At 57.6% G+C, this 25,935-nt stretch carries 25 protein-coding genes; 17 read left to right on the top strand and 8 right to left on the bottom strand.

Going from position 1 to position 25,935, the window contains the following annotated elements; translation table 11 throughout:
* Window positions 1-329 precede the first annotated feature (329 nt).
* The 6 genes from pal to thiD all read left to right on the top strand — a co-directional run bounded on the left by pal (window position 330) and on the right by thiD (window position 7,420).
* The gene (gene pal / locus ABF979_RS01850) at window positions 330-809 is read left to right on the top strand and encodes a peptidoglycan-associated lipoprotein Pal (RefSeq protein WP_202206413.1); all 480 of its coding nucleotides are present in this window, start codon (window positions 330-332) and stop codon (window positions 807-809) included.
* Between the two features lie 155 nt (window positions 810-964).
* Window positions 965-1,852 carry a tetratricopeptide repeat protein gene (locus ABF979_RS01845; protein WP_415557491.1) on the top strand — a complete coding sequence of 296 codons (888 nt, stop codon included), beginning with the start codon at window positions 965-967 and terminating at the stop codon, window positions 1,850-1,852.
* The gene (gene tilS, locus ABF979_RS01840; RefSeq protein WP_415557490.1) at window positions 1,830-3,074 is read left to right on the top strand and encodes a tRNA lysidine(34) synthetase TilS; all 1,245 of its coding nucleotides are present in this window, start codon (window positions 1,830-1,832) and stop codon (window positions 3,072-3,074) included. Before ABF979_RS01845 ends, tilS begins: the two co-directional genes overlap by 23 nt.
* Before the next feature lie 167 nt (window positions 3,075-3,241).
* Window positions 3,242-5,146: an ATP-dependent zinc metalloprotease FtsH gene (gene ftsH / locus ABF979_RS01835; protein WP_064273855.1), complete on the top strand. Its 1,905-nt coding sequence runs from the start codon at window positions 3,242-3,244 to the stop codon at window positions 5,144-5,146.
* Window positions 5,147-5,248: 102 nt separating this feature from the next.
* A complete protein-coding gene (gene glmM / locus ABF979_RS01830) occupies window positions 5,249-6,607 on the top strand; it encodes a phosphoglucosamine mutase (protein WP_215749043.1) in 1,359 nt (452 codons plus the stop codon).
* 3 nt (window positions 6,608-6,610) lie between these two features.
* On the top strand, window positions 6,611-7,420 hold the full coding sequence (thiD, locus tag ABF979_RS01825) for a bifunctional hydroxymethylpyrimidine kinase/phosphomethylpyrimidine kinase (protein WP_415557489.1): 810 nt from the start codon (window positions 6,611-6,613) through the stop codon (window positions 7,418-7,420).
* Window positions 7,421-7,430: 10 nt separating this feature from the next.
* Here thiD and ABF979_RS01820 read toward each other — a convergent pair whose 3' ends face one another.
* Window positions 7,431-8,171 (bottom strand): response regulator transcription factor, encoded by a 741-nt coding sequence (locus tag ABF979_RS01820; RefSeq protein WP_215749040.1) that lies wholly within the window; start codon window positions 8,169-8,171, stop codon window positions 7,431-7,433.
* A 153-nt stretch (window positions 8,172-8,324) separates the two neighbouring features.
* Between ABF979_RS01820 and fliI the strand changes: the two genes are divergently transcribed.
* Both fliI and ABF979_RS01810 read left to right on the top strand, forming a co-directional pair.
* Entirely contained in the window at window positions 8,325-9,701 is a 1,377-nt protein-coding gene (gene fliI, locus ABF979_RS01815) for a flagellar protein export ATPase FliI (RefSeq protein WP_415557488.1), read from the top strand.
* A 20-nt stretch (window positions 9,702-9,721) separates the two neighbouring features.
* Window positions 9,722-10,147 carry a flagellar FliJ family protein gene (locus ABF979_RS01810; RefSeq protein WP_215749037.1) on the top strand — a complete coding sequence of 142 codons (426 nt, stop codon included), beginning with the start codon at window positions 9,722-9,724 and terminating at the stop codon, window positions 10,145-10,147.
* Here the strand turns inward: ABF979_RS01810 and ABF979_RS01805 are convergent.
* The 3 genes from ABF979_RS01805 to ABF979_RS01795 all read right to left on the bottom strand — a co-directional run bounded on the left by ABF979_RS01805 (window position 10,139) and on the right by ABF979_RS01795 (window position 12,385).
* Window positions 10,139-10,555: a hypothetical protein gene (locus ABF979_RS01805; protein ID WP_415557487.1), complete on the bottom strand. Its 417-nt coding sequence runs from the start codon at window positions 10,553-10,555 to the stop codon at window positions 10,139-10,141. The two genes, ABF979_RS01810 and ABF979_RS01805, sit on opposite strands and share 9 nt — an antisense overlap.
* 73 nt (window positions 10,556-10,628) lie before the next feature.
* The gene (locus tag ABF979_RS01800; RefSeq protein ID WP_052750021.1) at window positions 10,629-11,141 is read right to left on the bottom strand and encodes a hypothetical protein; all 513 of its coding nucleotides are present in this window, start codon (window positions 11,139-11,141) and stop codon (window positions 10,629-10,631) included.
* Entirely contained in the window at window positions 11,138-12,385 is a 1,248-nt protein-coding gene (locus ABF979_RS01795) for an aminopeptidase (protein WP_415557486.1), read from the bottom strand. Before ABF979_RS01795 ends, ABF979_RS01800 begins: the two co-directional genes overlap by 4 nt.
* Window positions 12,386-12,572: 187 nt before the next feature.
* On the opposite strand from ABF979_RS01795, the gene ABF979_RS01790 reads away from it, so the two are divergent.
* Window positions 12,573-13,364, top strand: coding sequence for a glycosyltransferase (locus ABF979_RS01790; protein WP_415557485.1), 792 nt, complete (start codon window positions 12,573-12,575; stop codon window positions 13,362-13,364).
* A gap of 19 nt (window positions 13,365-13,383) precedes the next feature.
* On the opposite strand, the gene ABF979_RS01785 is transcribed toward ABF979_RS01790, so the two are convergent.
* From ABF979_RS01785 to ABF979_RS01770, 4 genes are all read right to left on the bottom strand, one after another.
* Window positions 13,384-13,668 carry a hypothetical protein gene (locus ABF979_RS01785; protein WP_046899925.1) on the bottom strand — a complete coding sequence of 95 codons (285 nt, stop codon included), beginning with the start codon at window positions 13,666-13,668 and terminating at the stop codon, window positions 13,384-13,386.
* A gap of 133 nt (window positions 13,669-13,801) precedes the next feature.
* Entirely contained in the window at window positions 13,802-14,872 is a 1,071-nt protein-coding gene (hisC, locus tag ABF979_RS01780) for a histidinol-phosphate transaminase (protein ID WP_415557484.1), read from the bottom strand.
* A complete protein-coding gene (locus tag ABF979_RS01775; protein ID WP_415557483.1) occupies window positions 14,869-15,372 on the bottom strand; it encodes an ankyrin repeat domain-containing protein in 504 nt (167 codons plus the stop codon). Before ABF979_RS01775 ends, hisC begins: the two co-directional genes overlap by 4 nt.
* A 36-nt stretch (window positions 15,373-15,408) precedes the next feature.
* On the bottom strand, window positions 15,409-16,428 hold the full coding sequence (locus tag ABF979_RS01770; protein ID WP_415557482.1) for an MBL fold metallo-hydrolase: 1,020 nt from the start codon (window positions 16,426-16,428) through the stop codon (window positions 15,409-15,411).
* A 121-nt stretch (window positions 16,429-16,549) separates the two neighbouring features.
* Here ABF979_RS01770 and tkt point away from each other — a divergent pair, with 121 nt between their 5' ends.
* The 8 genes from tkt (at window position 16,550) to ABF979_RS01730 (ending at window position 25,888) form a co-directional block, all read left to right on the top strand.
* Window positions 16,550-18,607, top strand: coding sequence for a transketolase (gene tkt, locus ABF979_RS01765; RefSeq protein WP_086634411.1), 2,058 nt, complete (start codon window positions 16,550-16,552; stop codon window positions 18,605-18,607).
* An 11-nt stretch (window positions 18,608-18,618) separates the two neighbouring features.
* Entirely contained in the window at window positions 18,619-21,489 is a 2,871-nt protein-coding gene (locus tag ABF979_RS01760) for a bifunctional transaldolase/phosoglucose isomerase (protein ID WP_415557481.1), read from the top strand.
* A 2-nt stretch (window positions 21,490-21,491) separates the two neighbouring features.
* Complete coding sequence (gene gnd, locus ABF979_RS01755) at window positions 21,492-22,490, top strand: phosphogluconate dehydrogenase (NAD(+)-dependent, decarboxylating) (RefSeq protein WP_046899919.1); 999 nt, start codon at window positions 21,492-21,494, stop codon at window positions 22,488-22,490.
* A gap of 82 nt (window positions 22,491-22,572) precedes the next feature.
* On the top strand, window positions 22,573-23,433 hold the full coding sequence (locus ABF979_RS01750; protein WP_415557480.1) for a Cof-type HAD-IIB family hydrolase: 861 nt from the start codon (window positions 22,573-22,575) through the stop codon (window positions 23,431-23,433).
* Entirely contained in the window at window positions 23,430-24,170 is a 741-nt protein-coding gene (gene pgl, locus ABF979_RS01745; RefSeq protein ID WP_415557479.1) for a 6-phosphogluconolactonase, read from the top strand. The genes ABF979_RS01750 and pgl overlap by 4 nt, the downstream gene beginning before the upstream one ends.
* The gene (gene rpiA, locus ABF979_RS01740; protein WP_215768420.1) at window positions 24,167-24,859 is read left to right on the top strand and encodes a ribose-5-phosphate isomerase RpiA; all 693 of its coding nucleotides are present in this window, start codon (window positions 24,167-24,169) and stop codon (window positions 24,857-24,859) included. The genes pgl and rpiA overlap by 4 nt, the downstream gene beginning before the upstream one ends.
* Window positions 24,847-25,425, top strand: a complete 579-nt coding sequence (locus ABF979_RS01735; RefSeq protein ID WP_415557478.1) for a gluconokinase — start codon at window positions 24,847-24,849, stop codon at window positions 25,423-25,425. The genes rpiA and ABF979_RS01735 overlap by 13 nt, the downstream gene beginning before the upstream one ends.
* A complete protein-coding gene (locus ABF979_RS01730) occupies window positions 25,409-25,888 on the top strand; it encodes a YaiI/YqxD family protein (RefSeq protein WP_415557477.1) in 480 nt (159 codons plus the stop codon). Before ABF979_RS01735 ends, ABF979_RS01730 begins: the two co-directional genes overlap by 17 nt.
* The last annotated feature ends 47 nt before the right edge of the window (window positions 25,889-25,935 follow it).

Here is a 25,935-nt window from a genome sequence, read left to right as displayed (position 1 = left end):
CATGATGATAAAGCGATTAAAGAATATTCAGCAAAGCAATTGGCAGAATTCCGCCACATTCCTGTCTAACTGCTGTGACATTTATGTTGCATCTTCTGGTTTCGAAACAGAATCGTTCTCTGGCTTGGGGGGAGCACCTCACAGGATGCTTGACCCCGGATTTAAGTCATGGGTATGGGCGCTAGTGGCCAGTGCTTTTCCAGTGGTTCGCAGAGAGTTCGTTAAGGATTCTTGAGCGTTCCTGAGTGGAAGGGTGTGTGGTCCGGAACAACGCGGCAATATGCCGCATTTCGGTTTCTGATACGGAACCGTTCTCAGGGTTGAGACACATGAAGTTCAAGGTGTTTGGTGCGCTTGGTCTGGCGCTTGTTCTCGCAGCCTGCTCCAACGGCAAAACCGATACGGGCAACAGCACCGGCGCTGGCGCAGCCACGCAGGAAGCCGGCCCGACGCCGGGCAGCGAAGCTGACCTGGTTGCCAATGTTGGCGACCGTATCTTCTACGAGCTGAATGTATCCCAGCTTTCTGAAGAAGCTCGTGCAACGCTGGACAAGCAGGTTGCATGGCTCGCGAAGTATCCGCAGGTCAGCGTTCAGATCGCTGGTAACTGCGATGATCGCGGCACCGAAGAATACAACATTGCTCTCGGCCAGCGTCGTGCGAATGCTGCTCGTGACTATCTTGTTGCCAAGGGCGTGAGCGCTTCCCGCATCACGACGATCTCCTACGGCAAGGATCGTCCGACGGCTGACGGTGACGATGAAGCCTCATGGGCTCAGAACCGTAACGCGATCACCTCGGTTCGCTGAACCCAGGTCATCCGTCTGACGGACTGACAGTTTGAACGGCCGGGGGAGTTTATCCCCCGGCCGTTTCTGTTTTAAGACTGTTCATCAACCGAACTCGCCGGTCATTGCGAGAGGGCGCCCAGGCCGGGCGCTGACAATGTTTCAGGAGATCTTGCATGGCCCTGTCCCGTCCCCTCCGTGCCGTCATGCTCGGAACGGCGCTTTCTGTGCTTTGTCCTGTCCTGCCAGTCATGGCTCAGGACGCGTCAGATGGTGGGGGTATTTCCTCCCGAGAGGCGATTGCTCTTCAGGACGAAATTGCGTCGCTCCGTCAGCAGCTTTCCCAGATTCAGAACAGTGGGCCTCTGCCTCCTCCAAGCTCTTCGTCGTCGCGCGGTTCTTCCACCTCGGGAGTCGATGGCAACATGACGGCACAGCTTCTGGAGCGTGTTTCTGCCCTTGAAGAGCAGAACCGTCAGATGCGCGGGGAGCTGGATCAGCTAAGCAATGCACAGAAGGAAACGCAGGCTAATCTGTCGAAGCAGATTTCAGACATGCAGTTTGCGTCGCAGAATGGTGGAAATGGCGCCGCCGCGTCTGCCCCGGCTGCTGCCAGCAGTTCGACAACACCTCCGAAAGCAGCAGAAACGGCGTCTCCGTCTTCTGACGATGCTCCCAAGACAGCTATTGATGCATTAAAGCTGGGGAACGCGGCCTTGAAGTCAGGTAAGTATGAAGATGCTGAGACGAATGCGCGCTTTGCAATAAAGACTGCCAAGAGCGCTTCCGGCAAGATGGATTCCCAATTCCTTCTGGCTCAGTCTCTGGCCGGTCAGAAGCAGTATCGCGAGTCTGCTGTTGCCTATTACGACGCCTACAACAAAGCGCCGAAAACGCCGAAGGCACAGGACTCCCTGTTAGGCGTTGCAGCTTCTCTCCTGGCTATGGGGGATAAGAATTCAGCCTGTCAGGCGCTTGATAAGCTGAAGACTGAGTTCCCAACGCCGACGCCTCGCGTGAAATCCGCAGCAGCAACGTTCCGTGGGCGTGCAGCCTGTCATTGATCTGAACAATCCCATTCAGGCGGAGGAATTCTCTGTCTGGATGGATCGCGTGGGGCCTTGGCTGCCTGATGTGCCATCTGCCCCCGTCGGGCTGGCGGTTTCCGGAGGGGCAGATTCCCTGGCGCTCGCATGGTTGGCACGACGCTGGCGAACGCATATTCTCGCATTCGTTGTTGATCACGCCTTGCGGCCGAATTCTGCGGCAGAGGCACATCTTACAGCTGACAGGCTTGCGAGAATGGGAGTGGAGGCGCGGGTGTTAACCTTGGCGCCATTCCCGAAGGGGCGGCTTCAGGAGCGAGCCCGGGATGCGAGATTTGATGCTCTGGAACGGGCCTGTGTCTCTGCCGGATGTCTGGACCTTCTGGTTGCACATCATCTGCACGATCAGGATGAGACCGTCTCCATGCGGTATGGTGCGGGAAGCGGCGAAGCCGGGCTGGCTGGGATTGCCGAAACCGCTATTCGCGGGCGGATCAGGATTGTTCGGCCGCTGTTGGCCTGTCATCCGGAACGGCTGAGAGCGACTTTACGGGCTGCTGGCGCAAATTGGGTCGAAGATCCCTCTAATCAGAATCGCCAGTTTGAACGCGTTCGATGGCGACAGGACCTGACGGAGAGCGAGCGGACGCAAGCACGCAGTTGGCAAAGGGACGCTACACGGACGCGTGATGCGCGAGATGTTGCTTTGGCCAAATTACTGGCGCATGCGGCCGTATGGCATTCCGCAGGCTGGGTTTTCCTCAGAGAAGACGGCATTTGCGAGGACAGCGTGTCTGCTCTGGTGCGATTGGTTTCTGGCAGTCGTTATCGCCCATCGCGTGAGAAAGTCCTGTCACTCATAAAACAGGGACAGGGCTCACTTGGGGGTGTGATCATGCGAATAGCAGGGCGGTTTGGGGACGGCGTTATCTTTGTCAGAGAAATGCGGTCCGTAGAGGCTTCAGTCTGTGCTGTCGGGCAGCCTCTCTGGGATGGGCGCTGGCGGTGCCTGCAAGCAGATGTGCCTGAAGGAACTCTTATTGGAGCTCTTGGAACTGGGGCGCAGGGTCTTGATGCCAGACGATTGGGAATTCCTGTCGAAGCGTTACAGGCGCTCCCCGCTCTCTGGCGCGACGGCTGTGTTATAGGGTTGCCAGATCTTCTGGAAAGGGCCGGAACGGTTCCATTCGTCTGGGCTGGAGGGGTTCCAGTTACCGGCGAAAACGGCGTAAACGGGTGAAAAGCGTACCAAAATGCGTGGAAATGCGTTTTCCTGCCCTTGATGGGGTAGGATCATGGGCAGGACCGCCTATGTTATAAAGTCAACGCAGACTATGACGTCGGCCTGTTGAGATGATGAAGCCCCGCTGCATCTGACGGACAGTCTGAAGGACGACAGAGAACGAGATGAACAATTTAGGCCGTAACGTTGCGATCTGGGTGGTCATCATCATGGTCGGAATGGCAGTGCTGACCGCCTTCCAGCCCGGTGGAAGCCAGCATGCTGCCCAGCAGATCGCCTATTCCGATTTTGTCCATGATGTGGACGAGCACCAGGTGCGCTCGGTGGTTATCCAGGAACAGAATATTTCTGGAACACTGACGAACGGCACCTCCTTCGAAACCTATGCTCCGATGGATCCGGGCCTTCCGGCTCGTCTGACCGGCGCGGGTGTTGAAGTGACAGCCAAGCCAATGGATAGCGGTGAGAACTCCATCCTGCGGTATGTGGGAAATTATCTTCCCGTTCTTCTGCTTGTTGGCCTGTGCTTCATGGTGTTTCGCCAGATGCAGGCCGGTGGTGGCCGTGCGATGGGTTTTGGCAAGTCCAAGGCTCGTCTGCTGACGGAAAAGACGGGCCGCGTCACATTTGACGATGTGGCAGGTATCGATGAAGCCAAGGCTGAACTCGAGGAAATCGTCGAATTCCTGAAAGACCCGCAGAAGTTCACGCGTCTGGGCGGCAAGATCCCCAAGGGTGCCCTGCTGGTCGGTCCTCCGGGTACGGGTAAGACGCTTCTGGCCCGTGCGATTGCTGGTGAAGCCAATGTGCCGTTCTTTACGATTTCCGGTTCGGACTTCGTGGAGATGTTCGTTGGTGTTGGTGCATCCCGTGTGCGCGACATGTTCGAGCAGGGCAAGAAGGCTGCTCCGTGCATCATCTTCATCGATGAAATTGACGCCGTTGGCCGCCATCGTGGCGCCGGCCTTGGTGGCGGCAATGATGAGCGCGAGCAGACCCTCAACCAGATGCTCGTCGAGATGGATGGTTTTGAGAGCAATGAGGGCGTTATCCTGATTGCAGCAACCAACCGTCCGGATGTTCTGGATCCGGCTCTGCTGCGTCCGGGGCGTTTTGATCGTCAGGTCGTTGTGCCAAACCCTGATGTTGCTGGTCGCGAAAAGATCCTGCGCGTTCACATGAAGAAAGTACCGCTGTCTTCAGATGTGGACCCGAAAGTGATTGCTCGTGGTACGCCAGGCTTCTCTGGTGCTGATCTGGCCAACCTTGTGAACGAAGCTGCTCTGATGGCTGCCCGTCAGGGACGCCGCACGGTCGGAATGGCTCAGTTCGAAGAGGCCAAGGACAAGGTCATGATGGGCGCAGAACGTCGCTCCATGGTCATGACCGAAGACGAAAAGCGCTCGACGGCTTATCATGAGGCCGGTCACGCCATCTGCGCGATCTTTACGCCAGGTAGTGACCCCATTCACAAGGCCACGATTGTGCCGCGTGGGCGCGCTCTGGGTCTGGTGATGACGCTGCCTGAGAAAGACAACATTTCCTACAGCCGGAAATGGTGCCTGGCGCGTCTGGTGATTGCCATGGGTGGCCGTGTTGCTGAAGAAATCATCTTTGGCCCGGAAGAAGTCAGTGCCGGTGCGTCTGGTGATATCAAGAGCGCTACCGATCTGGCTCGCCGAATGGTCACGGAATGGGGCATGAGCGACAAGCTCGGCATGATTTCCTATGGCGATAACGGACAGGAAGTCTTCCTGGGGCACTCTGTCACACAGAACAAGAATCTGTCTGAGCAGACGGCGCGCGATATCGACGTAGAGATCAAGGCTCTGATTGATACGGCTTACCAGCAGGCGCATCATCTGCTTCTGACGCGGATTGATGATCTGCACCGTCTGACAGCGGCTCTGCTCGAGTACGAGACGCTGACTGGGGATGATGTTGGTCGGATCATGCGGGGAGAGGCGATCGAGCGTCCGTCCGATGACGAGCAACTGCCCGATAATCGCCGCGCCTCTGTGCCGACGACGCGTCCGGGTGCGTTTGATCCGGCTCCTCAGGCAGGCTAATCAAACCGTTAACCGCACCGCAAGGCGCGTCATTGGAGGGGAATTTCCTCTCCGGTGCCGCGCCTTTTTCTTATCTATCGAGACAGGCAGGATTTCATAACCATGGCCAGCAAGAGGGCTCTGTTCGGGACGGACGGCATCAGGGGAACCGCAAACACCGCTCCGATGACGGTGGAAGTTTCCCAGAAGCTTGGACAGGCCGCAGGCCTGTATTTCATGCGCAGTCAGAGCCGTCGACATACTGTTGTGCTGGGCAAGGACACGCGCCTGTCTGGGTATATGATTGAATGTGCGCTTGTGGCTGGCTTTCTGTCTGCCGGTATGGATGTGATCCTTGTCGGTCCGCTTCCGACGCCAGCGATTGCCATGCTGACGCGGTCTTTGCGGGCAGACCTCGGTGTCATGATCTCGGCCTCTCACAATCCCTTCACCGACAATGGCATCAAGCTGTTTGGCCCAGACGGTTTCAAGCTCTCCGATGAAGTGGAAGGGGAGATTGAAGCCATGATGGGACAAGACCTGTCTCAGCGTTTGGCTTCACCGGCAGAAATCGGGCGTGCCTCTCGTTTGAACGATGCCGCTGGCCGATACATTGAGAATGCCAAAGCTTCCTTCCCGCGGGGGCTGCGTCTGGATGGTTTGAAGATTGTTCTCGATTGCGCAAATGGGTCTGCATATCGCGTGGCACCAACTGCTCTCTGGGAGCTGGGTGCGGAAGTTATCAAGATTGGTTGCTCACCGGATGGCCTGAACATCAATGATGGTGTTGGCTCTACCCACCCAGAGACGCTTTGTGCTGCCGTGAAGGAACATGGCGCGGACTTCGGCATTGCGCTGGACGGAGACGCCGACCGTGTTCTGATCGCCGATGAGAACGGCAATCTGGTTGATGGTGATCAGATTCTTGGGTTGATCGCCCGCTTCTGGAAGCAGCATGGACGTCTGCGGACCAACACGGTTGTGGCCACAGTCATGTCCAATATGGGGCTGGAGAAGGCTCTTGCGGAAGATGGGCTGGAGCTTCAGCGGACGGCAGTCGGGGATCGCTACGTCGTTGAGCGCATGCGTGAGAATGGTGGGAACCTGGGCGGGGAGCAGTCCGGGCACATGGTCCTGTCCGATTACGCTACGACCGGAGATGGACTGATTGCCGCCCTTCAGGTTCTGGCGGTTTCGGTAGAGACCAAGAAGCCTGCCAGCGAGATCTGTCAGGTCTTCCAGCCTTTCCCGCAGCTTCTCAAAAACGTTCGCTACTCAGGGGCTAATCCGTTGAGCAGTCCCGAACTGGCTGCTGCCAAAGCCTGGGCGGAAGAACGTCTCGCCGGGCGCGGTCGTCTGGTTCTGAGAGCCAGCGGCACTGAGCCTCTGATTCGCGTGATGGCGGAAGCAGAAGACGATGCTTTGGTTCTTCAGGTCGTGGATCATGTTTGTGAGGCGATCAGAGCAATTACGGAGACCTGACGTATGCGTGGCCGGGTTCTGACAGTTGCGGGAAGTGATTCGGGTGGCGGGGCCGGGATTCAGGCCGACCTGAAGACCATTACCGCTCTAGGCGGCTTTGGAATGAGCGCCCTTACAGCTCTGACGGCACAGAATACGCTGGGTGTCTTTGGGGTGGAGGCTGTCTCCCCGGCGTTTGTTCGACAGCAGATGCAGGTCGTTCTTGATGATCTGGGTGCAGATTGCTGCAAAACCGGAATGCTGGCGACAGCGGACATTGTTCATGCCGTTGCTGACGAACTGGAAAGCCACACGCATCTCCAGTTGGTGCTTGACCCGGTCATGGTGTCCACCAGCGGATCAGCTCTTCTGGCTGATGACGCCGTAGACGCTGTGATGAGCCGTCTTTTGCCGCGGGCCTTGGTCGTGACTCCCAATATTCCCGAAGCAGAAGTCATGACGGGTGAGGCCATTCATGATCTGGCAGGAATGCGTCGGGCAGCCCACACCCTGCAAGAGCGGGGAGCTACGGCCGTTCTGCTCAAAGGGGGACATATGACGGGAGAGGATCTCGAGGATCTCCTCGTCTTCCCCAATGGTGATGAATACGTACACCGCGCAACGCGGATTCATACGCGTCATACTCATGGAACAGGCTGTACGCTTGCCAGTGCCATTGCGACGGGCATTGCACAGGGTATGGATCTTGAAGCAGCGGTACGTCGAGCTAACGCCTATCTACGGCTCGCGCTCTCAGATGCGCCGGGATATGGAACTGGTCACGGGCCGGTCAATCATGGTGTGACGATCCGGCCAGACTGGTACCAATCCTGAAGAGCACGTTTTAGGCGACGGTCAGTTCAGATGTGGCTCTGGTCATTGGGCTGACAGAGGCGGGCAGGGGCTCGGCCGCTGTTTCTTCACGCAGAATATAGCCACGTCCCCAGACTGTAGAGATGAGGTTGCTGGCCCCTGCTTTCTGAAGCTTACGGCGAAGTTTGCAGATGAAGACATCGATGATCTTCATCTCAGGCTCATCAATGCCGCCATAAAGATGATTCAGGAAAGCATCCTTGGTCAGGACAGAGCCTTTCCGAATAACCAGAAGCTCCAGAATGGCATATTCCTTGCCCGTCAGGTGCAGGGCATTCCCCTCAACAGTGACGTTTTTCCCGTTCAGATCCAGTTCCAGATTGCCAATGCGCAGGCAAGGTTCGGAAAAGCCGCGAGAGCGGCGCATGACGGCCTGAAGGCGGGCAACAAGCTCGCCTGAGTCATAAGGCTTTGTCATGTAATCATCGGCACCCATCGAGAAGGCACGGATTTTGGCCTGGGGGCGGAGCAGGGCAGAGAGAACGAGAACAGGCGTTGTAATCCGGGCTGCGCGGACGCGGCGGATCACATCGTAACCTTCGATATCGTTCAGCATCAGTTCCAGCACCATCAGATCATAATCGTAATGCCGGAGCATCTCGATTGCTTCCTCGCCAGAGGACGTATGATCGACGGTGAAGGCAGCCGTACGAAGGGTCTGAGACAGATGGGCTGCGGCCTGAAGATCGCTATCGACAAGAAGGATACGCATGTTTCTCAACTCCCGGATTGGTGAAGCAATGGTTACTACCCAAGGTTGTGTTTGTCGATAGATACAAATCAAAAAGCGTAAAAATTTCATTATTACGTCATTGAGGAGCGCTTGTTCAGGGTTTGTTAAGGTCGCGCTCCTTATGGTTGTTTGATGACGTCACACCGCCAAAACTCTCAGAAAGTTGCCGAAAAAAGCGGATTGAAGAGTCTTCTCGAAAAGCTTTCATCCGTGCACGTTGATAGTGCAACTGGAGTTGTTCGGGATGTGACGGGGTTGTGCATGACCATTCACGGCCTGGAGGGACTCGTTTCTATTGGTGACAGAATTAACGTGAAGGCACGTTCTGGGTCATCAATACAGTCTGAGGTTGTGGGATTTCATAATGCACACGCGAGGGTCATGGCGTTTGGTAGCCTTGAAGGGATTGGGCCTGGGTGTGAAGCGCGTATTTCTTTGAGTGGGCGTCAGTCAGCCAGTCTGGATGTGAATGAAAGCTGGCTTGGAAGAGTGGTGGACCCCCTCGGGATGCCGATCGACGGGAAGGGGCCGTTAGCGCCGGCATTCCAGCAACAGTCTGTCAGTGCGGCACCTCCAAACGCTGCAACGCGGGCACGGCTTGGAGAGCGCATAGACTTGGGAGTGCGGGCGCTTGATGCGTTTACAACCTGTCGGCGTGGTCAGAGGCTGGGATTGTTTGCCGGGTCTGGTGTCGGAAAATCCACTTTGCTGTCCATGCTGGCGCGCGGTGCGAACTGCGATGTGGCGGTCATTGCACTGGTCGGTGAGCGCGGCCGTGAAGTTCGTGAATTCATTGAAGACGATCTGGGGGCTGAGGGGCTGGCGCGGAGTGTGGTTGTCATTGCCACATCAGATGCCCCGCCGTTGATGCGTCGGGATGCTGCCGTGGCAGGGGTGGCGATTGCGGAACACTTTCGGGATCAGGGTAAATCCGTACTTTTGCTGATGGATAGTGTGACCCGCTATTGCATGGCCCTGCGTGAGATCGGTCTATCAGCTGGGGAACCTCCTGCTACGCGTGGCTATCCTCCATCTGTTTTTGCTGAACTGCCGCGATTGCTGGAACGCGCGGGGCCTGGTTATCCGGGAGAAGGCATGATTACCGCTCTGTTCACTGTGCTTGTGGAGGGTGACGATCATAACGAGCCGGTTGCAGACGCCGTTCGTGGAATTCTCGACGGACATATTGTGTTGGATCGGCGGATCGGTGAGCAGGGGCGTTACCCCGCGATTGACGTTCTTCGGTCTCTGTCACGTGCCGTACCGGGATGTAATTCAGCTGAGGAAAACAGGCTCACGAAGCAGACGCGGGCAACCATGGCAACCTATGAACGGATGGCTGATATGATTCGTCTGGGGGCGTACAAGGTTGGAACAGAGCCGGACGTCGATGAGGCTGTGCGGCTTATGCCCAGGCTTGAAGAGTTTCTTTCTCAAGGCAAGAGCGAACGGTCTAACTGTGCGGAAGCGTTTGAACAGCTTTCTGGCATCATGAATGCCGCAGCCTGAACACTAGGAGAGCAGGTAAAATGAAGCAGATGCCATTGGATACGCTCAAGCGCCTGAGGCGCCATGAACTGGAAGCTGTTGAGAAGGCGTTTGGCGAAGCAGTAGCGCGCGAGACTGCTGCTGAAGCCGTGTTGAGCAAGGCGCATCTACAACTGGTTCAGGAGCAGGGGCTGGCGTCAGATCCGCAGGCTGATGACGATGCAGTAGAAGCATTCAGCCGCTGGTTGCCCGTTGGCCAGCGTGCGATCGCTGACGCGCAGAAGCTTTGTCGGGAGGCAGCACTTGATCGGGATTGTATTCGGTCAGCTCTGCTGATGGCTCAGGCCGCCCTGAAAGCGGTTGAGAAACTTAAAGAAAAGCAGCGTGTCGAGACGAATTATCTCACTCTTCGTAAGGAGCAGGCAGCTCTGGATGAACTGGCGCTGCGTCAGAGGGCCTTATACTGACGTTGCTGAACGTAGAACGCCTGCGAGTTGGTTTGCCGTTCCAATAAGTGTGCAGGCAACAGGGTGCGTTTCATCACGGACGAAGGCGAGAATCAAAGTCCGGTCGCTTGGGAAAAGATCGCTTTCAAGGCTGATGACGGGAGCAGTCCCGCCTTCTTCCGACGCTGCCTGAGCGGCATGGGCCAAGAGTCGCGTTACGGCTTTTTCGAGAGCCGGAAGCACGACAGTGTGCGGCGTCTCATTTTCTGCGGCGTGGGCGGCAACAAGTTCGTCCCATCCTTCTCTTGTGATGAATGCAGGAACACCATCGGGCGGTGTTTCTCGTTCAGCACGGAGAATCGCTCCAGACTGGGCAAGCCCCAAAATGTTGACGGCAGGGAGTGTGGAAGGATCAAGCACGACAGACATATCGGTTTTTTATCAGTGCGAGATTGGGAAAAGAAGGCGCGCCCTGCACAAAGTTAGGGCACGCCCGTAAAAATTAGTGGGGAGGGTTGCCCATGGCCTGCATCAGGGCGTTGACCTGATCCGGATGGGCTTTGAACAGCGCAACGTTGTTCGGGTTGGGAGACGGCATGCCTGCTGGAACCTGTCCGTTGCTTACGGCAAGCGTCATGCCAAAGGTCGTCATGCCCGTGATGAAGCTTTCCGGCGTAAAGCCATGGGATGAGAGCACAGCGGCAAAACCGGGAACCTGACCTGCCTGGCTAATCATCGCCTGCAAGCCGAGCCCCTGAGAGTTGGGTGGCTGGATATTGCGGGCCTGAAGCTCCCCAATCGCGCTCGTGGCACGTGGCATGAAGTCTGCGGGCAGGGCGTAGCGCATGGCGCGCTCTGTGTCGGCCTTGAACTGCGGGGGAACCTGCGCAGGCTGCTGGGCTTGCTGCCCATCAACCTGGGTCTGGCTTGGGTAGCCCTGTGCGTGCGCAGAAAAAGGAAGAGCCGCGCTGGCGAAGAGAGCGAGCGCTGTGAGCGTTTTGATGTTCAAAGTCATGCGTTTACCCATTCGCCGGAACGCATCAGAGGCGTGCGGCTGCCGTTTTTGATCCCATCGAGATCGATTTTATCCGAGCCAATCATCCAGTCGATATGGATCAGGGAGTCATTAACGCCACGCTCCAGAAGCTGTTCCGGCGTCAGACCTTCAATGTCGACCATGCACTTGGTGTAGGCTTGGCCCAGCGCAATGTGGCTGGATGCGTTTTCATCGAACAAGGTGTTCCGATAGAGGATTTCGCTTGCGGAAATTGGCGACGAGTGGGGCACAAGGGCCACCTCGCCAATCCGGCATGCGCCTTCATCGGTGTCTAGAATACGATGGAGAACGTTTTCACCCTTGCTCGCGTGTGCTTCGACAATGCGGCCATCTTCAAAACGGACGGAAATGTCGTCGATCAGTGTACCCTGATGGAATAGCGGCTTGGTACTGCAGACGGTGCCGTTCACACGGGAGCGGTGCGGTGTTGTGAAGATTTCTTCGGTCGGGATGTTTGGATTGCAGACAATGCCGTTCAGTGCCTCTTCTGATCCGCCAGCCCAGGCATGGCCATCTGCAAGGCCAACCGTAAGATCAGTGCCCGGACCGGTGAAGTGCAGGGCGTCAAAGCGTGTGTCGTTCATGAATTTTGCACGGGCATGCAGGCGGGCGTTGTGGGCCTTCCAGTCTGCTACCGGGTCTAGGACATCCACGCGCGAAGCTTTGAAAATGCCGTTCCACAGCGCTGTCAGTGCGTCTTCCGGAGCCAGATCGGGGAAGACCTGTGCGGCCCATGCCGGGGTGGCGCAGGCGATGATGTTCCAGTTCACTGCGAACTGGGTAATGATTTCCATCGCCGGGCGGTTGGCTGCTGAGTTTGCGCGGTTTGCGCGTGAAATCCGCTCTGGATCCTGGCCTGCAAGAAGAGTTGGGTTGGCACCAGTAATGGCCATGCGCGCTGCCCCTTCACGGAAGGCGCGGGCAATACCGTCAGCCAGCCAGGTCGGGGCTGTATCGAAGGCGGCATCAGAGGCATGGACGTAACGGGCGAGTGTCGTCTCATCGTCGGCGTACAGCGTTGTGACGAGTGATGCTCCAGCCTTATAGGCGTGTTCGGTAACGCGCCGGACCAGCGGAACGGCATCCAGCGGTGCCGTAATGAGGAGCTGCTGCCCCGGCTTGATGTTCAGTCCGACGCGAACTGCGACTTCGCCGAGGCGGTCAAGAAGCTGCTCGTGCGAAAATTGGGAAGTAGCGGACACATCTTGCTCTTTCGCAGTGGAATTCTGTTTTCATCGTGGGGGCTGCACGACCGAAGCGCAAGAGCATGCCTGGTGGCGCCTGAAGTGGGTGGACCTTCGCTCTAGTGCGGTTCTTTGTGCAGGGACGAGATTAAGTGCCGGGTTGACCAGCATGGACGGAGAGTGCTGCACGCCGTAGTCTTGCAGAATGCGTCCTGGACTTCATATTTTTGCTGACGATGGTCAGCCGGACCAGCAGCCTTTTGATGTCGCTGTTGTCATGCCCAGCTTGCTGAGGCCCTCATTATTTCACGCTTTGCGGTCGATCTTCGCCCAGAGTGGTGACCTGCGCGTGCAGATCATGATCGGTGCGGATACTACGCCACCAGATGGAGCGCGGGAGATGCTGGAGAGTGCCTGTCAGGCGCGTCCGGAGGGCTGGTCAGTGGACGTGCTATGGCCGGGATATTCCACGTCTGTGCGGCATGGAGGGTTTGGCCGCGCACGTGATGGAGGCGTGCTGCGGAGTGTCCTGAGCCAGCTCTCCAATGCGCCTCGGGTGGCTTATCTGGACGATGACAACTGGTGGGCACCGGATCATCTGTCATCGCTTCTTGAAGCGATTGAGGAAAAGGACTGGGCCTGGTCAGGTCGATGGTTTGTACATCCCAAAACGTTAAAGCCGGTCTGCGAAGATCAGTGGGAATCTGTGGGCCCGGGCGGGGGGCTCTTCCGCGAGTCCTTTGGAGGGTTTGTAGACCCGAATTGTCTGATGATTGATCGGACGAGAGTTCCGGAGGTTCTGGATCTCTGGAACCAGCCTCTTCCGCAGGATCAGGGCGGGATGACGGCAGATCGAAGTGTTTTTAACTGGCTGAAAAGCAGGCCCGGCAAACCTACCGGAAAGTACTCAGCATTCTATGTTCTGACAGAAACGGACGGCATGCATCCGGTTCGTCTGCAATGCATGGGAGAGGCGTGGAACCGGGCAAGCCTGTAAGGCTGCCCGGTTCGCAATTTTACATGGAGCGAATGGTGTTCCGGCGCGGCGCGCGGCGCTGACGCTGCTGGTCCTGCGGTTGGGCGCTCGGGTTGGCGGCGCGGGTAGCCTTGTCACGGGCTGCGGCACGGAGTTCGGTTTCCAGTTCCTTGATACGGCGCTGGACGCTCTCTTTCAGAGCAGGGGATGTGTGAGACTTCATGGAAGCAAGTGTTTCCTTGAGGTCCCGAAGCTGCTTTTCCTTCTCTGCCTGGTTACGGCGGATAGGCTGATTGTCGGACATCTGTCCGTGGAATGCGCGCATGGTCTTGGTCTTTCAGCACGAAACGCCAGAGGCCTCCGCATCATCACTGAATGCGGAACGGTGCGCGAATGCACACCGGGCAGCCTCTGAAAGGTCATGATCGTGAGGGCGGATTAGTCCGCCCAACTGTGGTTCAGGATCGGTTTGTGAGAATGATGGCCCGCAGGGCGTCAATCAGGCGTGTGCAGGCCTCGTCAGTTCCGATCGTGACGCGTAGCCAGTTCTGGATACGCGGGGTTGAAAGATGCCGCACCAGGATCGAACGCTCGCGCAGGGCGCTCGCAACCGATCCGGCCGGATGCGCCGGGTGGCGCATGAGAATGAAGTTGGCACAGGATGGAAGGACTTGGAAGCCGAGATTTTCCAGTTCAGGGACAAGTGTTTTCCGGCTGGCGATCACTCGGGCTGTAATCTCTTCCAGCCAGTCCGTATCCTTGATAGCAGCGATGGCCCCTGCCTGCGCCGGGCGTGAAAGCGGATAGGAGTTGAAGCTGTCCTTGACGCGGATCAGTCCTTCAATCAGTTCCGGTGAGCCAATGGCGAAACCGACGCGCAGCCCAGCCAGAGCATAGGATTTTGACAGTGTCTGAACGACCAGGAGGTTGTCATGACGCTTCGTCAGTTCGATGGCCGAGTCGGCACCGAAATCCACGTACGCTTCGTCGATGATGACCGTCCGGTCCGGGTGACGAAGAGCGAGCGTCTCGATTTGTTCAAGCGAGAGGGCCAGACCCGTATTGGCGTTGGGGTTCGCGACGACAACGCCACCGCAGGGGCCATCATAAGCGTTGATGTCGATCTCATAGTCGTCGTTGAGCGGGAACTGCTTGAAGGGCTGTTCAAACAGGCTGCAATAGACCGGATAGAAGCCGTAAGTGACGTCCGAGAAGTAGAGCGGTGCGTCATCGTGAAAGAGGGCACGGAAGGCGTGAGCCAAGACTTCATCAGAGCCATTTCCAACGAAAACCCGGTCTGTTGTGACACCAAAGCGCTTCGCGATGGTTTCACACAGGATCGTTGCAGTTGGGTCCGGGTAAAGGCGAAGGTCGTCCGTTGCAGTCTCTCGGATAGCCTCTAGTACCCGTGGGCTGGGACCGTAGGGAGACTCGTTCGTGTTAAGTTTCAGCAGGTTGGTTAGTTTAGGTTGTTCGCCGGGGACGTAAGGGTCCAGAGCGTGGACGCGTTTGTTCCAGAAGCGGCTCATGCGCCTGTTTCCTGATCGAAAAAGCCAGTCACACCCTGTCGCTCTGCGAGGTCACGGGCAGAAACGCCATCAACGTCCCGATGATCCGGATTGGCGCCTGCGGAAAGCAGAAGCCGTGCCATGTCCGTGCGACCGAACATAATGGCGAACATCAGCGGCGTCCGTCCGGAGAAGTTGGCATGATCCACCTGAGCCCCATTGTCGATCAGGACCTGTGCAATGTCTGTCATGCCCTTGAAGGCGACGCCAGACAGGGCGGTGGCGCCCTTCAGATCAACGGATTCCGTATTGGCCCCGCGTGCGAGTAGCAGGCGCGCGGCGTCCAGATGTCCGTTGTAGGTCGAGACGATGAGGGCCGTATAGCCGCGACTGTCAGGTGTATCGATGACCATTCCTGCATCCAGAAACTGGGTCAGGAGGTCCGTGTCACCCTCACGGGCGGCGTCAATGAACAGGGCAGTGATCTGTTCAGGCGTGAAGTTGACGGTCTGTGCGTTCATGACGGTTTCCACAAGGGGGACTATAGTGCCGTTAGGTTAGCGGCTTGCGGGAGGGGGCGAAAGAGGCACGGTTTCCCCGTTTTCCAGCGCTTTAAAGAGACGGGGGCGGTCCTGAAAGGCCAGGTTGAGGCGTGCGGCTGGCTCCAGAATGGCCTCATCGGTCAGCTGGAATGTTCCAAAATGAATTGCGATCGCCTGCGCCGGTTTGAGCGTATCGAACGCTAGAACCGCCTCTTCGGGGTTCATGTGAACCCGCCGCATAAAATTGCGTGGCTCGTAGGCACCAATCGGCAGGATTGCGAGGTCGATCATTTTCCAATGACGGTGGATCGCATCGAAATGACGGCCCCAGGCTGTATCTCCGGCGAAGAACACGGTTTTGTCCTGGGCTTCGATCACGAAGCCACCCCAGAGTGCCTTGTTCTGGTCGAATGGAGTGCGTGCGCTGCCATGCAGGGCGGGGGTTGCTGAAATGCGCGCACCTTCCGCCTGCGTGCTGTCCCACCAGTCAAGTTCGACAATGCGGGGTAGGCCAGCCTTTTCCAGATGTTTGCGGTTCCCAGGGAGCGTAATGCACAGCGGATCCCCCTTGCGCGCCAGAATGCGCAGGGTCGGGAGGTCCATGTGGTCGTAATGGCAATGTGAAACCAGAATGAGATCGATCGGCGGCAGGTCTTCAAAACAGATGCCGGGTGGCCGGACGCGTCGTGGACCGAAACTCCGGAACGGGGAGCAGCGTTCTGAAAACACCGGGTCCGTGATGATGCGTAATGGTTCACGTCCCTGTCGGCCGAACTGAAGAAGAACGGTGGCATGGCCGATGAACGTTGCGAGACATTCACCGGGCGCGGGAGCAGTCAGGGTGTGGGGTTTCTGAGGGGGCAGGGCATCAGGCCAGCGGGGACGCAGGCTGAGCTGCCACTTCAGGATATTGCGGAAGCGCTGGGCAGGGGTTCGTCCTGAAACAGCGTTATCCGGGCGCCACGAAGGTGGGTTGAAATAACGTGTTCCATCGAAGTGAGGCGGGTTGTCGTCAAGCACAAGACCGTGTTTCACAATATGGTTTACCCATCAAGCATTGCGTCAGACGTGATATCGCGTCATGCCGTGGCTGCAGAAGGTGCGGGGGCATCATTGACCTTTCCCCCGCTCGTCACAAGCCGGAGACCCCATACCGATGAGTACGCTTCCTGAACTCGGTATCAATACCATCCGCACCCTTTCCATGGACGCCGTCGAGCGTGCGAATTCCGGGCATCCCGGAACCGCAATGGCTCTCGCCCCGGCCATGTATGCGCTTTGGCAGCATGATCTGAACTACGATCCTGCCGATCCGCTATGGCCAGCCCGTGACCGGTTCGTCCTGTCCGTCGGACACGCCTCCATGCTCCTGTACTCGACGCTGTTCCTGACAGGCGTTCGGGACATCCAGGATGGAAAGGTCGTGGACCAGCCAGCTCTCACTGTCGAGGACCTGAAGCAGTTCCGCCAGCTGAGCTCCCGGACGCCGGGCCACCCGGAATATCGTTTCACGTCAGGCGTTGAAACAACGACCGGCCCGCTGGGCCAGGGCTGTGGCAACTCCGTGGGTATGGCCATTGCTGAAAAGTGGCTGGCTGAAACGTACAACCGCCCGGGCTTCAAGCTGTTCGACTATCACGTCACGGTTTTCTGTGGCGATGGCGACATGATGGAAGGTGTGGCTTCGGAAGCGGCTTCAACGGCTGGTCATCTGGGCCTCGGCAACCTGACCTGGGTTTACGATTCCAATCAGATCTCCATTGAAGGCTCGACCGATCTTGCCCTGACCGAAGACGTTGGCAAGCGCTTCGAGGCCTATAAGTGGCACGTTCAGACGCTGACGGACGGTAACGACGTTCAGGCAATCCTGAAGGCCCTTCAGGAAGCCAAGAAGGTCACGGACCGTCCGAGCATGATCGTTCTGAAGACGGTCATTGGTTACGGTGCGCCGAAGAAGGCCGGCACAGCTTCTGCTCATGGTGAACCGCTGGGCAAAGATGAAATCAAGGGCGCGAAGGCAGCTTATGGCTGGCCGGAAAATGCCGGTGATTTCTATGTTCCGGATGGTGTCCAGGAACATTTCGCCGAAGGTCTCGGCAAGCGTGGTGCAGCGGCCAGTGCTCAGTGGCGCGAACTGTTCTCGGCTTACAAGGAAGCGCATCCGAAGGAAGCCGCCGAGCTTGAAGCAATCTTCGAGCACCGTCTGCCAGAAGGCTGGGACAAGGACATCCCGGTTTACGAGGCTGATGCCAAGGGCGTTGCATCCCGTGCAAGCTCTGGCCAGGTGCTGAATGCCGTTGCTAAGAACCTGCCCTGGATGATCGGTGGGTCTGCTGACCTGACGCCGTCTACGAAGACAGACATCAAGGGTGGTGGATCGTTCCAGCCGCCGCAGTGGGGTGGCACCTATGGTGGCCGCAACCTGCACTTCGGTGTGCGTGAACACGCGATGGGTTCGATCTGTAATGGTATCGCGCTGTCCGGCATCCGCGCCTATGGCTCTGGCTTCCTGATCTTCTCCGATTACATGAAGGCTCCGATCCGTCTGTCGGCCATCATGGAACTGCCGGTCACGTATATCTTTACGCATGACTCCATCGGCGTCGGTGAAGATGGCCCGACCCATCAGCCGATCGAGCAACTTGCTCAACTTCGCGCGACCCCAGGCATCATGACGATCCGCCCATCCGACGCCAACGAAGTGGCAGAGGCATGGCGCACGCTGATCCCGATGACGCACAAGCCTGCTGTTCTGGCTCTAAGCCGCCAGAATCTGCCAACCATTGACCGCACGAAGTATGCAGCGGCTTCCGGTCTGGCCAAGGGCGCGTACGTTCTGGCCTCCTGTGAAGGTAAGCCGGATGTGATTCTGATGGCTTCGGGTTCTGAAGTATCGCTGGTTGTCGAAGCTTATGAAAAGCTTACGGCAGAAGGTGTGAAGGCCCGCGTGGTGTCGATCCCGAGTTTCGATCTGTTTGAAGAGCAGAGCCAGGAATACCGCGATTCCGTTCTGCCGCCTGACGTGATCGGCCGCGTGGCTGTCGAGCAGGCTGCGGCCTTCGGTTGGGACCGTTATGTCGGTCTTGGCGGCTCGATCATTGCCATGAATTCGTTTGGTGCATCGGCTCCTGCCTCTGCACTTCTGACCAAGTTCGGTTTTACGCCGGAAGCAGTTTATGGCGCCGCGAAGCGTCAGGCTGCCCGTAGCAAGTAAGGAGAGAACCTGTGGCGGACACAATCTCTAACACCGGCCTAGACAAAGTGGGCAGTGTCCTGCGGGATCTGGAAAAGCACGGCCAGTCCCCCTGGCTAGACTTTATTCAGCGCAGTTTTACGGAAGATGGCAGCCTCAAGAAGCTTGTCGAGGAAGACGGGCTTCGCGGGGTGACCTCCAACCCGGCCATTTTCGAGAAGGCCATCGGTAAGGGGACGGAATACGATCCCCAGATCCGCAAGCTTCTCGAAGGGGAAGGTCTCTCTGCTGGAGACCTTTACGAGCACCTCGCGATTGATGACATCCGCGCTGCCTGCGGTGTCCTTTATCCGGTGTTCGAAAAGACAAAGGGTCTGGACGGGTACGTCAGCCTCGAAGTCTCTCCGTATCTGGCCTTCGACGCGCACGGTACCATCACGGAAGCCCGTCGCCTGTGGAAGGCTGTTGGTCGCAAGAACCTGATGGTCAAGATTCCGGGTACGGAAGAAGGCACGGGTGCGATCCGCGAAGCGATTGCAGACGGCATCAACATCAACGTGACGCTGCTGTTCTCTCTGGATGCGTACAAGGCCGTTCTGGAAGCTTACATTTCCGGTCTTGAAGCCCGCGCAGCCCGTGGGGAAGACATTTCCCACATCTCCAGCGTTGCTTCCTTCTTCGTCAGCCGTATTGACGCAAAGATTGATGGCGAAATCGACCGCCGCGTCGCTGCTGGTGACAAGGACGCAGAAGCGCTCAAGGCTCTGCGTGGCAAGGTTGCCATCGCAAACGCCAAGGCCGCCTATCAGTATTACCTTGACGTCAAGAAGAGCCCGCGCTGGCAGGCACTTGCTGCCAAGGGTGCAAACCCGCAGCGTCTGCTCTGGGCCAGCACCGGCACGAAGGACAAGGCTTACTCTGACGTCCTGTACGTCGAAGAGCTGATTGGTCCTGAGACGGTCAACACCATTCCGCCAGCAACGTTCGATGCGTTCCGCGATCACGGCAAGCTCCGTGAGAGCCTGACGGAAAACATTGAAGAAGCCCGTCACGTTCTTGCTGAGGCCGAGCGCCTTGGTCTGGATCTGGCTGGTGTCACGGCGAAGCTGGTGAAGGATGGCTGTGCCTCCTTCTCTGAGTCCTTCGACACTCTTCTCGGTGCGGTCGCTGAAAAGCGGGAGTCTGTGCTGGGAAAACGGTTGCTCCACGTCACAGCTGACCTTCCCTCGGATATCCGCGACGATGTTGCTGAATCCGAGACGGCGTGGAGCAAGGAAGGTCTGGTCCGTCGCATTTGGGCGAAGGACGCCTCTGTCTGGACGAATGGTGCTGAAGCCGGTTGGCTGAACTGGCTGACCATCGTTCAGGATCGTCTGTGGCACATTGAAGAGCTGGAGCTTCTGGCTCGTGATGTCCGCAGTCGTGGTTTCTCTGACATCCTGCTTCTGGGTATGGGCGGTTCGAGCCTTGGCCCAGAGGTTCTGGCCGAAACCTTCGGTCAGCAGGAAGGTTGGCCGAAGCTGCATGTTCTCGACAGCACCGACCCGCAGCAGGTTCGGGCTTATGAGAAGGCCGTTGATCTCAAGAAGACCCTCTTCATCGTGGCCAGCAAGTCTGGCGGCACGCTGGAGCCGAACATTCTGTTCGCGCATTTCTGGACGGTTGCCGGTCAGGCTCTGGGCAAGGCTCCGGGCGATAATTTCATCGCCATCACGGACCCTGACTCCCACATGCAGAAGGTCGCCGAAGAGAACGGCTTCTGGCGCATTTTTTACGGTGATCCAAAAATTGGTGGACGGTTCTCTGTCCTGTCAAACTTTGGACTGGTGCCAGCCGCAGTCAGCGGTCTGGATGTTCGCAAGTTCCTGACCATTACCAATCTAATGGTCGAGAGCTGTGGTCCAAGCGCACCGGCACACGTTAACCCGGGTGTGACGCTAGGTCTGATCCTTGGTCATTCTGCCAAGTGCTTCGGTCGTGACAAGGTGACGATTCTGGCGTCCAAGGGCATTGCGTCCTTCGGGGCCTGGCTTGAGCAGCTTATTGCGGAAAGCACGGGGAAGAAGGGCACAGGTCTGATCCCGATTGACGAGGAAGTGCTCGGCACGCCTGAAGTCTACGGCAAGGACCGCGTTTTCGTGGACATCCTGCTGGGCGACGACGTTCCGGACAGTCGTCTTGGGGCGCTGCGTGAAGCTGGAGCTCCAGTGATTACGGTGCGTCTGGCAGACAAAAACGAGATCGGGCAGGCCTTCTTTGTCTTTGAATTTGCAACTGCTGTTGCAGGTGCGGTTCTGGGCATTGACCCGTTTGATCAGCCGGATGTCGAGTTCAGCAAGGTTGAAACCCGCAAGCTGACGAACGCCTATGCTGAAACTGGTTCATTGCCAGCAGAAGAGCCGTTCGCAATCGACGGAAAGCTGTCTTTCTACGCAGATGAAAAGAATGCGGGTGTTCTTGGGGGAGGAGACGCTGTTTCCGTTCTCAAGAAGCATTTCAGCCGTGTTGGTGCGGGCGATTATGTTGGTCTTCTGGCCTATATCGAGCGCAACCGTGAAACACGGGACTGGGCGCAGGACGTTCGGATGGAATTGCGCGACGTGCTGAAGGTTGCCACGGCAGCCGAGTTCGGCCCGCGGTTCCTTCACTCGACAGGCCAGGCATACAAAGGTGGCCCCGACAGTGGTGTTTTCCTTCAGGTAACTGCTGCTGATGCTGCTGACGTCCCGGTTCCGGGACATGGTTTCAGCTTCGGTGTCGTCAAGGCGGCACAGGCACGTGGTGACTTCGAAGTTCTCTCGGCCCGTGGGCGTCGTGCCCTCCGGGTGCATATCGATGGACCGTTGGAAGAGGGCCTGAAGACCCTTGCCACGGCAATCCATAAAGCGGTGGCAGGAGCATAAACATGCGGATCGGTATCATTGGTCTGGGTCGTATGGGCGGCAATATTGCCGTCCGTCTGACCCGGCATGGACATGATGTTGTTGTGCATGACCGCACGGCTGCCGTGACGGCAGCGACTGTGGAGCGATCCGAGAAGGGTCGCGCCACAGGCGTGGACAGCGTCGAGGCGCTTGTAAAGGGTCTTGAAGGTGACACGCATCGTGTCGTCTGGGTCATGCTTCCGGCTGGTGCGATTACCGAAGCCTGCGTGAAGCAGCTCGGCACGCTTCTCGGCAAGGGAGATGTCATTATTGATGGTGGCAACAGCTACTACAAGGATGACGTTCGTCGTGCGGAAGAACTGGCAGCGAAGGGGATTTCCTACGTTGACGTTGGCACGTCCGGCGGTGTGTGGGGCCTCGAACGTGGCTACTGCATGATGTATGGCGGGCCGAAAGAGGCTGCGGATTATATCGATCCAATTCTGGCGGCTCTGGCTCCTGGAAAGGGCGATGTTCCCGTCACGCCGAATCGGGATGCGACCAATCTGGATCCGCGTGCCGAGCAGGGCTATCTGCACTGTGGTCCGTCCGGTTCGGGCCACTTTGTGAAGATGATCCATAACGGCATCGAGTACGGCATGATGCAGGCCTTCGCTGAAGGCTTTGACATCATGAAGAGCAAGAACTCGCCCGTTCTGGCCGAAGGTGAACGCTTCGACCTGAACATGGCGGATATTGCCGAAGTCTGGCGTCGCGGCAGTGTCGTGTCGTCCTGGCTGCTGGATCTGACGGCGGAAGCGCTCGCGAAGTCGGGCGAACTGTCCGAGTTCTCGGGTGAAGTTGCTGACTCTGGTGAAGGTCGCTGGACGATCGAAGCCGCCATTGAAGAAAATGTGCCGGCGCCAGTGATGACGGCGGCTCTGTTTACCCGTTTCCGTTCGCGGTCGGGCAATAACTTCGCCGAGAAGATTCTCTCGGCGCAGCGTTTCGGCTTTGGCGGTCACGTCGAGCAGAAATAAGCCCCTCTGACGGATGGGCAAGGGGGAGTGGGCACAGTATGCTCACTCCCCCATTCAATATGGCCGACCGACAGGGGCTTGTATGTCCATTGACCTAGATACCATTCACGCGGAACTTCCAGCGCTTCCGGAGACGATCCGGATGGTTGTGTCCGACATGGATGGAACGCTCCTGACACCGGAAAAGACAATTGCTCCCTCTACGATGGCGATGGCAAAGGAGCTTCAGAAGCGCGGTATTCCGCTCTGTCTGGCAAGCGCGCGGCCTCCGGCTGCGATGACAAAATACATCTCACAACTCGGCTTGAGCGGTCAGAACGCGGGGTTTAACGGCGGTATCATCTTTTCACCAGATGGAACACCGACAGTAAGCCGTGTCCTTTCGCGTGATGTGCTCTCCGTGGTGCATGACATGCTGCATGTCCATGGGATCGAGACCTGGCTGCTGCGTCAGTCCTACTGGATGGTGCGCGACGCCGCGACGCCGTTTGTTGAGCATGAGCGCCGCATCACCGAGCTGACACCTCATACAGTGCCGGATCTGCGTCAGGAATTTGACGGGATCGGTAAGGTCATGGGTGTGAGCAACAATTACGATCTGCTTCAGCGTGTCGAGACGGAACTGGCTGTTATGCTTCGTGGTGAAGCCAGTGTGCGCCGTTCTTCCGAGATGCTGCTCGATATTACGCCTGCGCTCGCCAACAAGGGCGAAGCTGTGCGTGAGCTGGCCCTCGCTCACGGTGTGGCGCCGGATGAAGTGGCCTGTCTGGGTGATGCCCATAACGACCTGCCGATGTTTGCCGTCGCGGGGTTGGGCATTGCCATGGGACAGGCTGAGGACGACGTGAGAGCCGCTGCCCAGGTTCTCACTGACACCAATGAGCGTGATGGCTGGGCCAAAGCCGTCGAGCGCTACATTCTGCCAAGGGTCAAAAACACATGACGACCGATATCCGTACCGCCACATTGGAAACACTGCCGAGTTCTGAAGCAGTAGCCCTTCGAATGGCGGATCTTCTGGTAGATGGTGTTTTGGCCAAGACGGACGGCAAGTTCCGTGTGGCTTTGTCTGGCGGTTCGACGCCAAAGCGATTGTTCGAACTGTTGGCTGAGCCAGAACTGGCCAAGCGTATCCCGTGGGATCGTATTGAGATTTTCTACGGGGATGAGCGCCATGTTCCCGAAGGTCATGCGGATAGCAACCATACAGTTGGTCAATCTGTTCTGATTAGTCGTGTTCCGGTTCCTGCCGAGAATGTTCATCCGATCCCGACGGGTGGGACGGTCGAGGCGGATGCGCGCGCCTATCAGAAAACTCTTGAGACTGCATACGGCGCGACCGAGCTGGACCCGGCTCGCCCGCTGTTTGATCTCGTGATGCTTGGCCTGGGAACGGATGGACATACGGCCTCCCTGTTTCCGGGCGAGCCTGTGCTTCAGGAAAAGACGGCATGGGTGGGAACGGCAGCGCCGAAGACCGCACCCTATGAACGTATTACGCTGACGTATCCTGCCATTCATTCCAGCGCGCTGGTCGTCTTTCTGGTGACGGGGGCATCCAAGGTTGAAATGCTCCAGCGTCTTCGTGAGGGCGACAAAACTCTGCCGTCTGCAAATGTGACCAGTGAAGGTCGGATCGTCATTCTGGCAGATCGTGCTGCAACGGGAGACGCCGCATGAGCTCGGATATGGAGGCGCACAAGCGCACTGCCGCTCGTCGTGCTGCCGATATGGTCAAGAGTGGCATGGTGGTTGGACTCGGCACGGGAAGCACCGCCACCTATATGATCGAGCGGCTCGGTGAGCGCGTGGTAGAAGGCCTTCACATTGTCGGGATTCCGACATCCGAAGACAGTGCCCGCAAGGCTAAAAAAGCGGGTATTCCGCTAACGGATTTTTCCGCTCATCGCCAGCTCGATATTGCCATTGATGGCGCAGATGAGGTTCAGCGGGGGCCGTTGCACCTCATCAAGGGCCTTGGCGGGGCGCTTCTGCGTGAAAAGATCGTGGCTCAGGCTTCGAAGATATTTGTGGTGATTGTTGATGGCAGCAAGCCAGTTGATCACCTTGGGGAGCGTGCTCCTGTTCCCGTGGAAGTGATTCCTTTTGGTTGGGAATGCACGGCAGAACGGTTGTCAGCCTGCGGTGCCAAGGGCGTTAAGCCCCGGACCGACCGTGATGGGAACCTGTTCGTCAGTGACAATGGCAACATGATCCTGGACTGCACGTTCGGCCCGATCGAGGACCCGGAAGATCTGGCGCGCCAAATAGACGCGATCGTGGGCGTGGTGGAACACGGCATGTTCCTGAACATGGCGTCTGAAGTTCTGGTTGCGACAGAACAGGGAGTGGAGCGATGGGAACCATAGAGACTGCGCACGTCAGTAAGGCCATAGGTGTCCGGCCGCGTTTTCTGGTCGTGATGGGTGTTTCCGGGACAGGCAAGACAACGATCGCCACCGGCCTTGCCACCCGCCTGGGGTGGCATTTTCAGGAAGGGGATGCCCTCCATCCCCAAAGTAACGTTGACAAGATGAGCTCAGGTCAGCCGCTGACGGACGAAGACCGCAAGCCGTGGCTGGAACTCTGCCATGACTGGCTGAACAGGGAAGTAAAAGCGGGTCACGGTGCTGTCCTGACCTGCTCCGCCTTGAAGCGCATTTATCGCGAACAGCTACGCCGCGATCTCCCCGTTGAATTTATTCATATCCGTGTTGCTCGTGACACTCTGGCTGATCGTATGACCCATCGGAAAGGTCATTTCATGCCGCCAAGTCTGCTGCCGAGCCAGCTTTCCACATTTGAAGAGCCGGGTGACGACGAGCCGGTCATTCATGTCTGTGGTGAAGATCACCCCGATGTTGTGCTGGAGAAGCTGATCCAGCAGTTTCGTGATGAAGAAAACCAGAAGGAACTCCATGCGGCTGTTGGTTGATGCAGATGCCTGCCCTGTAAAGGACGAGATTTACCGTGTGGCAGGCCGTTACGGCCTCCAGACGCTGATTGTTGCCAATCGGTGGATCAATATCCCCCAGTCGCCACTGATTGAGCGCGTGGTCGTGCCGGAAGGGCCAGACGTTGCGGATGACTGGATTGCAGAGCAGGCTGTCACAGCAGACATCGTTGTCACGAACGACGTACCATTGGCCGTGCGGTGTCTGGAAAAGGGGGCGGCCGTTTTGCGTCCCAACGGTGAAGAAATCGATGATCGGTCCGTAGGAATGGTCTCGGCCATGCGGGATCTGATGCATGATCTGCGCGAAACCGGGGTGGTGAATACGTACAATCCATCCTTTGGAAAAGCGGATCGAAGCCGGTTTCTTTCCGCTCTCGATACGCTCATCGTGCGACTCCGCAGGAAAGCTGCCCTTTCCAGAGTGATCCCCACTTCTTCATAAAACATCCACAGGGACGTCCCCGGAGATGTTCCATGAATCTGGGGATA

The organism is Gluconobacter sp., assembly GCF_047723935.1.
GTDB lineage: Bacteria > Pseudomonadota > Alphaproteobacteria > Acetobacterales > Acetobacteraceae > Gluconobacter.
The sequence above is the reverse complement of the archived record's forward strand: the minus strand, read 5'-3'. Positions and strand labels throughout refer to the sequence as shown.